The sequence below is a fragment of the Streptomyces sp. NPDC050564 genome, from assembly GCF_044457265.1.
Lineage (GTDB): Bacteria > Actinomycetota > Actinomycetes > Streptomycetales > Streptomycetaceae > Streptomyces.
This window is the reverse complement of record NZ_JBITGS010000031.1, coordinates 1-12,531: the sequence shown is the minus strand read 5'-3', so window position 1 is coordinate 12,531 and position 12,531 is coordinate 1. Positions and strand designations below refer to the sequence as shown.

Below are 12,531 nucleotides of genomic sequence, written 5' to 3'. Positions count from 1 at the left end.
AAGGGACCACCGAACACCATGACCCAGCGCGGAACGCTCGGCATCGCCGTCATCGGCACCGGCCGGATGGGGGCCGACCACGTACGCCGAATCACCGAGGTCATCAGCGGGGCGCGGGTGACCGCCGTCGCGGACCTCGACGCGGAACGGGCCAAGCAGCTCGCCGCGGGCATCGACGGCTGCACCGCGTACACCGACCCGTCCGCGGCCATGGCCGCGGACGACGTCGACGCCGTGATCATCGCCTCGCCCGGCCCGGCCCACGAGGCGGCGCTGCTCACCGCCTTCGAGCACGACCTGCCGGTGCTGTGCGAGAAGCCGCTCACACCGGACGCGGCCTCCGCGCTGCGCGTCATGGAGGCCGAGCAGAAGCTCGGCCACCGGCGGGTCCAGGTCGGGTTCATGCGGCGGTACGACGCCGAGTACATGAAGCTCAAGTCACTGCTGGACAGCGGCGAACTGGGCCGGCCGCTGATGCTGCACAACCGGCACCGCAACGCCGACGTCCTGCCGTACTTCACCGAGCAGATGCTCATCAACGACTCCGTGGTGCACGAGATGGACGTCGCCCGCTGGCTGCTGGGTCAGGAGATCACCGCGGTCACGGTGATGAAGCCGAAGCCCTCCGGCAACGCGCCCGAGGGCCTGTCCGACCCGCAGTTCGTCGTCTTCGAGACGGACGGGGGCACCCTGGTCGACGTCGAGATCTACGTCAACTGCCGCTTCGGCTACCAGGTGCAGGCCGAGGCGGTCTGCGAGAACGGCACGGCACGGATCGGCGAGGCCCACGGGATGCTCGTCAACACGGCGGGACGGTGGGGCGGTTCCATCGCCCCGGACTTCGTGGAACGGTTCGTGGACGCGTACGACCGCGAGGTGCAGGCCTGGGTCGACGCGACGCTGCGCGGCGAGGTCACCGGGCCCAGCAGCTGGGACGGATACGCCGCCGCGGCCGTCTGCGAGGCGGGGGTCCTCGCCCAGGCGCAGGGCCGTCGGACCGAGGTCGAACTGATCGAACGCCCCGCCCTCTACCGCTGACCCGCCGGAAGGCACTCCCCCATGTGCATCTCGCCGGCGCCTTCGACCACACCGCCTCCCGCGGCAACCGGTACATCCTCGATCCGCCCGGCACCGCGGCCCGTATCCACCAGCACCTGGACATCGGGCAGGGTGAGGTCGACTTCGACGAGCTGTTCCGCGAGCTGAAGTCCCACGACTTCGACGGCACCCTCACGGCCTGCGTGTTCGCCTGGGAGGAACGGGCCGAGGAGTCGTCGGCCCTCATGCGCGAGAAGACGCCGAGCACCTCGCCCGCGTGCCTCAGAGGTGGATGTGGCCGTGCACGCGGGCGGCGAGCACGGCGACGTCGTCCTCCGCGGGGCCGCTCATCAGCTGGGCCAGGACATCGTCGACGATCTTGTCGAGACTGTCTCGTGGAGAGAGTCTCAGGCGAGTGAGGCGGCGCAGGGAGTCGTCGATGTCCTCGTCCCGGCGTTCCACCAGGCCGTCGGTGTAGAGCAGCAGCGTCCCGCCGGGCACTCCCGGACGCGTGACGGTCTCGTACGAGCCGAATCCGGTGCCCAGCGGTGGACCCACGGGAAGGGGCACGATCTCGGTGTGTCCCTGCGGAGTGAGCCGAACGGGAGGCAGGTGTCCCGCGTTGGCGTAGGAGACGGTGTTGGCACGGGGGTCGCCGAGGGCCAGCAGGCAGGTGGCGACCCGGTCGAAGCCGGCGTCGGCGACCATGCGGTCGGCGTGCTGGAGCATCTCGTGCGGTCGCAGTCCGGTATCGGCCAGTGCCCGCAGCATGGACCGGTAGTGGCTCATGGCGACGGCCGCCTCGACTCCGTGACCCATGACATCGCCGATGACCAGGAGGTTGCGGGCACGGGAAAGGGCAAGGGCGTCGAACCAGTCGCCGCCGACCACCGTGGTGTCGTCCGCCGGCAGATACCGGAAGGCGGTCTCCAGGTTCGGGTGGGGGACGGTCGGCTCGGTCAGCAGGGCCCGCTGCAGCTCCAGCGCCATCGCGTGCTCGCGGGCATAGCGGAAGGCCCGGTCCAGGGCCCGGGCGGCGCGGGCCGCCAACTCCTTTGCCACCAAGGCGTCTTCGCGCGTGAAGGGGGGTGAGGGGCGGACGCGGACCATCGAGAGGGTGCCGAGGAGCCGGTCCTCGGTCCCCAGGGGTGTGATGAGGACGGAGTGGACCCCGACGGCGCGATACCGGGCGATCCAATCGGCGTACGCCCCCTCGAGCACGTCGCCCGCCGAGAGGTCGAACATCCAGGACTCGCCGGCGTCCAGCCGCCGCCGGATCGGTGATCCCGCCTCGTATTCCAGAGACACACCGGTCGCGCCGATCTCCCGCAGTGTGGCCCTGAACTGCGGAGCGGCGCTGACGGCGGCCCGGCGCAACCGCATCACGCCGGGCGGAGTCTGCCGCCGCGCGCCCGGCCGGTCCTGCTGGAACAGCTCCACGCCCGCGGCGTCCGCGAGCTCGGGGACCACGAAGTCGGCCAGCTCACCGCAGGTGGCGTCGATGTCCAGGGCCGTGCCGATCCGCGTGACCGCGGTGTCCAACAGCGCCATACGCTGGTGGGCGCGCTCCAACGCGTGCAGAGTCTGGCGCGGTTCGGTGATCTCCAGACCGACGCCGACCAGCCCGACACCCTTGCCGTGCTCGTCCTCCAGCCGGTGGTACGTCGCCCGCCACAGCCGGCGCGCAGGAGGCGAGGGGGCAAGGGTGAACCCGGTGAGGACCAGTTGGCGGGGGCGCCCGTCCCGGAGCACCTCACGCAGGACCTGCTCGGCGCGATGCGCTCCCGGCAGGACGTCGGTGAGACTGCGGCCGAGGTGGGCCTCGGCGGACAGCCCGTCCACCCGGGCCATGCGCGGGTTGACGTACCGGAAGCGCAGTTCGGTATCGAGTACGGCCACTGCGGCCCTCGTGCCTTCCACGATCCTGCGCAGGATGCGGTACTCACGGCCGAGCGGCAGGCCCGCGACAAGGCCGCCCGCCGCCGCCAGCACCGCCTCGACGTCGCTGGAGATCAGGGGCTGCGCGGCAGGAACATCCGGCGCCACCGGCCTCCTCCTCGACTCCCGGGAGTCCGCGACCCACTGAATATCCATGATCGGTCACGCGGGCGTGCCGCGCACGCGCGTGAGGTCAGCGGGCGGCGAGCAGGGCCGCGCAGGCGGTCGCCGGACCCCCGGTCAGAGGGGCGGGCCATTGCTCCTGAAGCCGGGCAGGGCCCGCGGAGGGGCGCACGGCATTCCCTCCATGCTGCTCGCGCCGACCCTGCGCGCCACAGCACCGCTCTACTCGCCCGCGGAAGGAGCGGCCGGTGCGGTGCTGTCGCGGACCACGAGTCTCGTGGGGACGAGCGTGGTGCCGTGCTCCGCCCCCTTGTGGCGCATCCGTCGCAGTACTCCCTCGACGCACAGGCGTCCCACTTCGGCGAAGTCCTGGTGGACGGTGGTCAGGGGAGGCAGGAAGGAGCCGGCCTCGGGGATGTCGTCGAAGCCGATGACGCTGACGTCGTCGGGGATCTTGCGGCCGCGCTCGTGCAGGGCCCGCAACAGCCCCAGTGCCATCTGGTCGTTGGCGGCGAACACCGCCGTGCAGTCCTTCTCGCCGGCGAGTCGCAGACCCGCGCGGTAGCCGGACTCCGCCGACCAGTCGCCTCGTACGACGGGTGGCAGGACACGGCCCGCCCCGGCGAGTTCGGCGCGCCAGGCGTCGGCACGGCGTTGTGCCGCGAAGGACTCCTCGGGACCGGCCAGGTGCCAGACGGTGCGATGCCCCAGGTCCAGCAGGTGGCGTACGGCGGCATGGGCTCCGCCGGCCTGATCGGTGTCGACCACGGTGTAGCGGTCGCCCGCGTCCGAGTCGGCGACCACGACCTGGACGTGGGGCGGCAGGGAGATGGTCGCCGCGTCGAGCAGATGCACTTCCATGATGACGATGACGGCGTCGACGGCGAGCTCGCCCAGCCGGGAGAAGGCGCCGCGCACCTCGTCCTGGGTGGGGACGGCGACGGGCAGGAGCGTGACGGCGTAACCCTCCTGGGCCGCGGAGGTGGCGATCGCCTCCAGGGTGCGCATATTGCCCGTGGTGGAGAGGTTGAAGGTGATGACGCCGATGGTGCGGAACTCGCCGCGTTTGAGGGCCCGGGCGGCGCTGTTGGGCCGGTAGCCCAGCTCCTTCATGGCCGCGAGCACCTGCCGCCGGGTCTCCTCGTTGACGCCCGCGTAACCGTTGGACACCCGCGAGACCGTCTGCGACGAGACGCCGGCCAGGCGGGCGACATCCGCCATGGACGCACTCGGTGTGCGCCGCGCGGCCCGCTTCTCCGTACGCGTGCGTGCCCGATCGCTGCTCATCGAGGCACCGTCCGCTGTGTCCACCCGTCTCCCTCGATTACCTGAGTCGCCGTTTCATCAGGCGACCCTTGACCGCCGACATGGGGGCAGTGTAGACATGCCGCCATCAGATGTTTACGTAAACATAACAGCCCGAGGGCTCCTCCGGGCCCTGATGTTTGCGTAAACATCGCGGCGGCGTACGACGCCGGTTCCGAGATGGACGAGCGAGGAACGACATGACAACGCTTCAACCACCCGCGGCCGCGACACGGCCCCCGACCCGACCTCCGGCGAAACGGGACCGCCGTTCCTGGACAGGGTGGGGGTTCATCGGCCCGTTCGCGGTGGTCTTCGCCTTTGTCTTCCTGGCTCCGATCGCTTACTCGCTCTACCTCAGCCTCTTCCGGACCCAGCTCATCGGCGGCACCACCTTCGTGGGCCTGGACAACTACCAACAGGCCCTGCAGGACCACCAGTTCTGGGACTCCCTGGCACGTGTGTCGCTGTTCCTGCTGGTGCAGGTGCCGATCATGCTGGGCATCGCCCTGCTCGTCGCGCTCGCGCTGGACAGCGGGCGACTGTACGGCAGGGACTTCTTCCGGATCTCGATCTTCCTGCCGTACGCGGTGCCCGCCGTGGTCGCCACCCTCATGTGGGGCTTCATGTACGGCACCCGGTTCGGCCTCGTGAGCGACATCAACGACGCCCTCGGCGTCTCGCTGCCCAACCCGCTCGGGCCCGACCTGATCCTGGCGTCGATCGGCAACATCGTCACCTGGGAGTTCGTCGGCTACAACATGCTGATCTTCTACTCCGCGCTCCGCGTCATCCCGCACTCGCTGTACGAGGCCGCGCAGATCGACGGCGCCGGACAGATCCGCGTCATCACCGCCATCAAGCTCCCGGCGATCCGCGGCGCCCTGGTCATCGCGACGATCTTCTCGATCATCGGCACGTTCCAGCTGTTCAACGAGCCGAGCATCCTGCAGAAGCTGGCGCCCAACTCCATCACCACCGACTACACCCCGAACTACTACACGTACTCGCTGTCCTTCTCGGGCCAGCAGAACAATTACTCCGCGACGGTCGCCATCGTCATGGGCGTGATCACCATGGTCATCGCCTACGTCGTCCAGCTGCGCGGCATGCGCAAGGGAGCGTGAAGCGATGAGCGGCTCTGTCACCACCGTCTCCCGGCCCGCACCTCCTTCGACCGGCTCCTCCGGCGCCGTGCCCCGGCTGCGCAAGCCGCGTCGGCACAGCCCGGGGCGCCCGCGGCGCAGTGTGCTGCTGACCTTCCTCACCGGTCTGATCCTGCTCTACTCCCTCGTGCCACTGGTCTGGCTGGTCATCAGCGCCACCAAGACCCAGGAGGGGCTGGCTCATTCGTTCGGGTTGTGGTTCAACGGCGACTTCGCCCTGTGGGACAACATCAAGGAGACGTTCACCTACAACGACGGCGTCTTCTCCCGCTGGCTGCTGAACACCGTGCTGTACGTGGTGCTCGGGGCCGGGGGTGCCACCTTGCTCGCGGTACTGGGCGGTTACGCACTGGCGAAGTTCAACTTCCCGGGCAAGCGCGCCGTGTTCGCCGTCGTCATCGGTGCCGTCGCGGTGCCGGGCACCGCCCTCGCCGTACCCACCTTCCTGATGTTCAGCAAGATGGGCCTGACCGACACCCCGTGGGCGGTGATCATCCCCTCCCTCATCTCGCCCTTCGGCCTCTACTTGATGTGGGTGTTCGCCACCGAGGCCGTGCCCGCGGAGCTGATGGAGGCCGCCCGCATCGACGGCGCGGGCGAGCTGCGCACCTTCTTCCAGGTCGTCCTGCCGCTGCTGGCGCCCGGCATCGTGACCGTCTCGCTGTTCACGATGGTCGCCACCTGGAACAACTACTTCCTGCCGCTGATCATGCTCAAGGATCCCGACTGGTATCCGCTGACGCTGGGCCTCAACAGCTGGAACGCCCAGGCCGCTACCGCCGGCGGCACCCCCGTCTTCCACCTGGTGATCACCGGCTCACTGATCACGATCCTGCCGCTGATCGCCGCGTTCCTCCTGCTCCAGAAGTACTGGCAGTCCGGGCTCGCCGCCGGAAGCGTCAAGGAGTAACCCTCATCAAGCCCCCGCAACAACCCATCTCCCCCACATTTCTCACCCCTCATCAGGCACGGTTTCGGCCACGACGAAGTGGAAGCACGTCCATGCACATGAACCCTCGCCGCCTGCTGCGCGGCCTCGCCCTGGTCTCCGCGCTCGCCCTGGGGGCGACCGCCTGCGGAGGCTCCGACGACAGCGGCTCCAGCTCGAAGCCGGTCTCCGCGAAGGACGTCGACGCGGCCCTGAAGAAGGGCGGCAACCTCACGGTGTGGGCCTGGGAGCCCACGCTCAAGCAGGTCGCCGCCGACTTCGAGAAGGAACACCCCGCGGTCCACGTCAACTTGGTCAACGCGGGCACCGGCAACGACCAGTACAAGGCCTTGCAGAACGCCATATCGGCGAAGAAGGGCGTCCCCGACGTCGCGCAGATCGAGTACTACGCGCTGGGCCAGTACGCCCTGACCAAGGGGCTCGACGACCTGACGCCGTACGGCGCGGACAAGCTCGCGAGCAAGTACTCCCCCGGCCCGCTGAACGCCGTGAAGGCCGGCACCAAGAACATCTACGCCCTGCCCATGGACTCCGGGCCCATGGCGCTGTTCTACAACAAGAAGGTCTTCGACAAGTACAAGATCAAGGTGCCGACCACCTGGGACGAGTACCTGACCGCGGCCCGTGCCCTGCACAAGGCCGACCCCAAGGCATACATCGCCAATGACACCGGCGACGCGGGCGAGACCACCAGCCTGCTGTGGCAGGCCGGTTCGCGGCCCTACAAGGTCGACGGCACCAAGGTGACGATCAACTTCTCCGACGCGGGCGCCAAGAAGTACACCGACGTCTGGCAGAAGCTCCTCGACGAGAAGCTGCTCGCGCCCATCTCCGGCTGGACCGACGACTGGTACAAGGGGCTCGGCGACGGCACCATCGCGACCCTCGCCACCGGTGCCTGGATGCCCGCCAACTTCGCCACCGGCGTGAAGGGCGCGTCCGGCGACTGGCGCGCGGCTCCGCTGCCCGCGTGGACCGCGGGCGACAAGGCCAGCGCCGAGAACGGCGGCAGCTCCCTCGCGCTGCCCACGCTGGGCAAGAACAAGGAACTCGCCTACGCCTTCGCCGAGTACGCGAACGCCGGCAAGGGCGTGCAGACCCGCCTCAAGGCGGGCGCCTTCCCGGCGACCACCGCGGACCTCCAGTCCAGCACCTTCCAGAACACCGAGTTCCCGTACTTCGGCGGGCAGAAGGCCAACAAGATCTTCGCCGATTCGGCCGCGAACGTCGCCTCGGACTGGTCGTACCTGCCCTACCAGGTCTACGCCAACTCGATCTTCAACGACACCGTCGGCAAGGCCTACGTCTCCGGAACCAAGCTGACCGCCGCTCTGACGTCCTGGCAGGACGCCTCGGTCAAGTACGGGAACGAGCAGGGCTTCACCGTCCAGAAGTAACCGCCTGAAGGCTGCCGCTGAGGAGCGATCGCTCAGCGGCAGCCGCCGGGAAACACCTACGTACCTCGCGCCGCCCCGTGCAGCACACCGGAAGGACCGCCATGATCTCCACCCTCCTGTCCCAGTTGCAGCACGGGCCGGACGGTGACCCCACCCCACGCCTCGCGTACGGCGCCGACTACAACCCTGAGCAGTGGCCGCGCGAGGTGTGGGAGGAAGACGTACGGCTGATGCGCGAGGCCGGCGTCACCATCGTCTCCGTGGGGATATTTTCCTGGGCCCGCATCCAACCGGCCGAGAACGAGTGGGACTTCCGCTGGCTCGACGAGGTCATGGACCTGCTGCACGCGGGCGGTATCGGGGTCGACCTGGCCACCGCGACCGCCTCCCCGCCGCCCTGGCTCAGCACGGCGTACCCGGAGATCCTCCCGGTGACCGCCTCCGGTGAGACGCTGTGGCCAGGGGGGCGGCAGCACTGGCGTCCCACCTCGCCCGTCTTCCGCGACCACGCACTGCGCCTCGTGCGGACGATGGCCGAGCGGTACGCGAACCATCCCGCGCTGGTGGCCTGGCACGTCTCCAACGAGCTGGGCTGCCACAACATCTACGACTACTCCGACGACGCGGCCCACGCCTTCCGTGAGTGGCTGCGCGCCCGCTACTCCACTCTCGACGGCCTCAACCACGCCTGGGGCACCGCGTTCTGGTCCCAGCGGTTCAGCGACTGGGAGCAGATCCTGCCGCCCCGCCTGGCCGCCTCCTACCCGAACCCCACGCAGCAGCTGGACTTCAAGCGCTTCTCCTCCGACGCGCTGAAGGAGTATCTGCGCGCGGAGCGGGACCTGCTGCGCGAGATCACGCCCGGTGTTCCGGTCACCACGAACTTCATGGTGATGGGCGGCACCAAGGGGATGGACTACGCCGACTGGGCCGACGAGATCGACTTCGTCTCCAACGACCACTACGTCATGCCCGGCCCGCAGGACCGGGACGAGCTGTCCTTCTCCGCCAACCTCGTCAGCGGGATCGCGGGCGGGCATCCGTGGTTCCTCATGGAGCACTCCACCAGTGCCGTGAACTGGCAGCCCGTCAACCTGGCCAAGCGGCCCGGCGACCTGGCCCGTGACTCGCTGCTGCACGTCGCGCACGGCGCCGACGCCGTGTGCTTCTTCCAGTGGCGCCAGTCGGCGGCCGGCGCCGAGAAGTACCACTCGGCGATGGTGCCGCACGCCGGGCCCGACAGCGAGGTGTTCCGCGCGGTGGCCGATCTCGGCCACACCCTGCGGACGCTCGCTCCGGTGGCCGGAACCGAGCGCGAGCCTGCCCGGGTCGGCATCGTCTTCGACTGGGAGTCGTGGTGGGCGAGCGAACAGGACTCCCACCCGACCTCCCGCCTCGACTACCGCCAAGAGGCGCTCGACTGGTACTCCGCCCTCCTCGCCCTCGGCGTGCGCGCCGACATCGTCACCACCCGGACCGACCTCGACCGGTACGAGCTGGTGATCGCCCCCGTGCTGCACATGGTGTCCGCGGCGCTGTCCAAGGAGCTCACGCGGTACGTCGAGCAAGGCGGCCACCTGGTCACCACGTACTTCTCCGGTGTCGTGGACGAGAACGACCACATCTGGCTGGGCGGGTACCCCGGAGCACTGCGCGATCTGCTCGGCATCCGCATCGAGGAGTTCGGACCGCTGCTCGACGGCGCCACGGTCGAGCTGGAATCGGGGTGGGACGGCGCCGCCACGGGCACCCTGTGGACCGACCGGATCACCGTCACCGACCCGGATGTGGAGGTGCTGTCCCACTACCGCGACGGCGCGTACGCCGGCCGCCCTGCTGTCACCCGCCGCACGGTGGGCCGGGGTTCGGCCGCGTACGTCTCCACCCGGCTCGGCGTGGACGGCCTCACCGGCCTGCTGCCGCGGCTGCTCGTCCCCGCCGGTGTCCGCAGTGAACTGCCCGACGGCGCACGGGGCAGCGTCGAGCTGATCGTGCGCCGCGGCGCCGACAGCCGCTATCTGTTCCTGGTCAACCGCACCGACGAGACAGTGCCGTTGACCGGACTCTCCGGGGAACTCCTGATCGGCCGGGCGGATGCCGACGGCACGCTCGTACTGCCGCCCCGGGACGTCGCCGTACTGCGACAGCCCGCCCTCTGACACCCCCTGACCGACTGATCCGAGGGTCACACCGTCGTGTCCTGCGCCCGCAGGGCACGACGGTCCACCGCAGCGACCACAGACGAGTTGGGAGCACACGTTGGCACGCCGTACCCGCACAAGACGGCTTCTGGGAACCATCGGAGTCACCGCCCTGGCCACCGGGGCAGCGCTGATCACCGCTCCACCGACGCAGGCCGAGACCTCGACGGCCGCTGCCTCGACCGTCACCGTCCGGCCCGACCCCTCGTACAAGGCGGACAGCTTCGAGGGCTGGGGCACCAGCCTGGTCTGGTTCGCCAACGCGACCGGCGACTACCCGGCGGAGATCCGCGAGAAGCTCGCGAAACTGCTCTTCGACGACGACGGCCTCGCCCTCAACATCGCGCGCTACAACATCGGCGGCGGCAACGCCCCGGACGTCAAGGACTATCTCCGGGCCGGCGGAGCGATCCAGGGCTGGTGGAAGGCGCCGGCGGGCACCACCCGTGCGGACACCGACTGGTGGAGCGCCGACGACGCGGCCCACTGGAACCCGGACGCCGACGCCACGCAGCGCTGGTGGGTGGACCGGATCAAGAAGGACATCACCCACTGGGAGACGTTCAGCAACTCACCGCCCTGGTTCATGACCAAGAGCGGCTATGTATCCGGCGGCTTCAACTCCACCGAGGACCAGCTCAAGGCGGACTCCGTCGACGACTTCGCCGCCTACCTGGCGGGTGCCACCAAGCGGCTGGAGCAGGCGCACGGCATCAAGGTCGACACCCTCGACCCGTTCAACGAGCCCAACACGGGTTACTGGGGTACGCGTCTTGGCGCCGACGGCCAGCCGGTCGGCGGCCGTCAGGAGGGGGCCCACATCGGCCCGGAACTCCAGCAGAAGGTGATCCGCGCGCTGGCCCCCGCTCTGAAGAACGCGAAGACCGGTACGAAGATCTCCGCGATGGACGAGACCAACCCCAACATCTTCACGCAGAACTGGAACACCTACCCCCAGGACGTGCGCGACCTCGTCGGTCAGATGAACGTCCACACCTACGGCACCGGCGGCCGTACCAGCGTGCGCGACCTCGCCAAGGCCGCGGACAAGCCGCTGTGGATGAGTGAGGTGGAGGGCGACTGGGGCGACGGGCAGAGCTTCACGGACATGCGGCCCGGCCTCGGGCTGGCCCAGCAGATGGTCGACGACCTGCGCGAACTCGAGCCCAAGGCCTGGGTGTTCTGGCAGCCCGTCGAGGACTACGACAACATGAAGCCCGGCGGGGAGTCCGCCAAGGGCGGCAACTGGGGCAGCATCCAGCTCCCCTTCAGCTGCACTTCCACGGACACACCGGCCACCTGCCCGATCCGCACGAACACGAAGTTCGACACCGCCCGCAACTTCACGCACTACATCAAGCCCGGCGACCGGCTGATCAAGACCGACGACACCTCCAGCGCCGCCGCGGTCTCCAAGTCGGGCAACGCGGCGACGATCGTCCATGTCAACGGCACGACCAACGCGCGTACGGTGACGATCGACCTGTCCAAGTTCGGCCGCATCGCCCACAACGCGACCGTGACGCCCGTGGTGACGAGCGCCGAGGGCAAGCTGGAGCGACAGACTCCCGTCGAGGTCACCGGCCGGCAGGCCACCTTCACCGTGCCCGCCCAGTCCGTGACATCCTTCCTCGTCAAGGGCGTGTCCGGCGTGGCGAAGGACGCCGCCCTGCTCCAGAAGGGCCACACCTACCAGCTGACCGGCGTCCAGAGCGGCAAGGCGCTCACCGTGGCGGACGACGGCACCAAGCTGGTCATCAAGGCGCCGGGCACCGATGCATCCGGCCTGGGACAGCAGTGGCGGCCGGCCCGGATCAGCGGCGCCACCGGCAACCTGCAGCGGTATGTGTTCACCAACCCGACGGAAGGAAAGCGGTTGGCCGTGCGCGACGGCGTCCCCGTCCTGGAGGCGGACAGCGGCCGGCGTGACAAGGCCACCCAGTGGATCATGTCGACGACCGGCGACGGCACCTGGACCCTCGTCAGCGCCGCCACCGGCCGTCTCCTGGAAGTGGGCGGCCAGGCCACCGCCGACGGATCCGCCGTCACGATGTGGACCCCGAACTCCGGATCCAACCAGCGGTGGAAGATCTCCGACGTGACCGAGCAGGCCGGTTCGTAGCCCTTCTGGCGACTCGCCTCTGCGCCCCCACAGCACCGGGGGGCGCAGAGGCATTCGCTGTCTTCAGGCGCTCCAGGTCCAGTCGGCCACCTCGGGCAGGTCGGTGCCGTGTTCGCGGATCCAGGCGTGGTGGCGGGTGCGGGCGTCGGCCATTTGCTGGCGTACGGCGGCGGCGCGGACGCCGAGGCCGGGGACGCGGTCGATGACGTCCATGACCAGGCGGTAGCGGTCCAGGTCGTTGCGCACGACCATGTCGAAGGGGGTCGTGGTGGTGCCCATCTCCTTGTAGCCG

At 69.3% G+C, this 12,531-nt stretch carries 9 protein-coding genes and 1 pseudogene; 7 read left to right on the top strand and 3 right to left on the bottom strand.

The features are described 5' to 3' along the window. Positions 1-18 precede the first annotated feature (18 nt). Complete coding sequence (locus ACIBK0_RS37610) at positions 19-1,038, top strand: Gfo/Idh/MocA family protein (protein ID WP_399090039.1); 1,020 nt, start codon at positions 19-21, stop codon at positions 1,036-1,038. A 14-nt stretch (positions 1,039-1,052) separates the two neighbouring features. Further along, positions 1,053-1,295: pseudogene (locus ACIBK0_RS37605) on the top strand (TIM barrel protein); the annotation flags it as partial. 25 nt (positions 1,296-1,320) lie between these two features. On the opposite strand, the gene ACIBK0_RS37600 reads toward ACIBK0_RS37605, so the two are convergent. Both ACIBK0_RS37600 and ACIBK0_RS37595 read right to left on the bottom strand, forming a co-directional pair. Then, positions 1,321-3,084 (bottom strand): SpoIIE family protein phosphatase, encoded by a 1,764-nt coding sequence (locus ACIBK0_RS37600; protein ID WP_399090037.1) that lies wholly within the window; start codon positions 3,082-3,084, stop codon positions 1,321-1,323. 237 nt (positions 3,085-3,321) lie between these two features. Continuing rightward, on the bottom strand, positions 3,322-4,410 hold the full coding sequence (locus ACIBK0_RS37595; protein WP_399090034.1) for a LacI family DNA-binding transcriptional regulator: 1,089 nt from the start codon (positions 4,408-4,410) through the stop codon (positions 3,322-3,324). 194 nt (positions 4,411-4,604) lie between these two features. Between ACIBK0_RS37595 and ACIBK0_RS37590 the strand changes: the two genes are divergently transcribed. The 5 genes from ACIBK0_RS37590 to ACIBK0_RS37570 all read left to right on the top strand — a co-directional run bounded on the left by ACIBK0_RS37590 (position 4,605) and on the right by ACIBK0_RS37570 (position 12,239). Continuing rightward, positions 4,605-5,531: a carbohydrate ABC transporter permease gene (locus ACIBK0_RS37590; protein WP_399090031.1), complete on the top strand. Its 927-nt coding sequence runs from the start codon at positions 4,605-4,607 to the stop codon at positions 5,529-5,531. Positions 5,532-5,535: 4 nt separating this feature from the next. After that, positions 5,536-6,480, top strand: coding sequence for a carbohydrate ABC transporter permease (locus ACIBK0_RS37585; protein ID WP_399090028.1), 945 nt, complete (start codon positions 5,536-5,538; stop codon positions 6,478-6,480). 92 nt (positions 6,481-6,572) lie between these two features. After that, a complete protein-coding gene (locus ACIBK0_RS37580; protein ID WP_399090025.1) occupies positions 6,573-7,916 on the top strand; it encodes an ABC transporter substrate-binding protein in 1,344 nt (447 codons plus the stop codon). A gap of 101 nt (positions 7,917-8,017) precedes the next feature. Further along, positions 8,018-10,075 (top strand): beta-galactosidase, encoded by a 2,058-nt coding sequence (locus tag ACIBK0_RS37575; RefSeq protein ID WP_399090022.1) that lies wholly within the window; start codon positions 8,018-8,020, stop codon positions 10,073-10,075. Between the two features lie 100 nt (positions 10,076-10,175). After that, positions 10,176-12,239 carry a glycoside hydrolase gene (locus ACIBK0_RS37570; RefSeq protein WP_399090018.1) on the top strand — a complete coding sequence of 688 codons (2,064 nt, stop codon included), beginning with the start codon at positions 10,176-10,178 and terminating at the stop codon, positions 12,237-12,239. Positions 12,240-12,302: 63 nt separating this feature from the next. Here the strand turns inward: ACIBK0_RS37570 and ACIBK0_RS37565 are convergent. After that, positions 12,303-12,531 (bottom strand): hypothetical protein (locus ACIBK0_RS37565; RefSeq protein ID WP_399090015.1); only part of this gene is annotated, 229 nt, incomplete at its 5' end.

Excerpts from the sequence above, each read along its gene's own strand:
- ACIBK0_RS37610 (WP_399090039.1), top strand. The coding sequence starts at position 19 with ATGACCCAGCGCGGAACGCTCGGCATCGCCGTCATCGGCACCGGCCGG.
- ACIBK0_RS37590 (WP_399090031.1), top strand. The coding sequence starts at position 4,605 with ATGACAACGCTTCAACCACCCGCGGCCGCGACACGGCCCCCGACCCGA.
- ACIBK0_RS37585 (WP_399090028.1), top strand. The coding sequence starts at position 5,536 with ATGAGCGGCTCTGTCACCACCGTCTCCCGGCCCGCACCTCCTTCGACC.
- ACIBK0_RS37580 (WP_399090025.1), top strand. The coding sequence starts at position 6,573 with ATGCACATGAACCCTCGCCGCCTGCTGCGCGGCCTCGCCCTGGTCTCC.
- ACIBK0_RS37575 (WP_399090022.1), top strand. The coding sequence starts at position 8,018 with ATGATCTCCACCCTCCTGTCCCAGTTGCAGCACGGGCCGGACGGTGAC.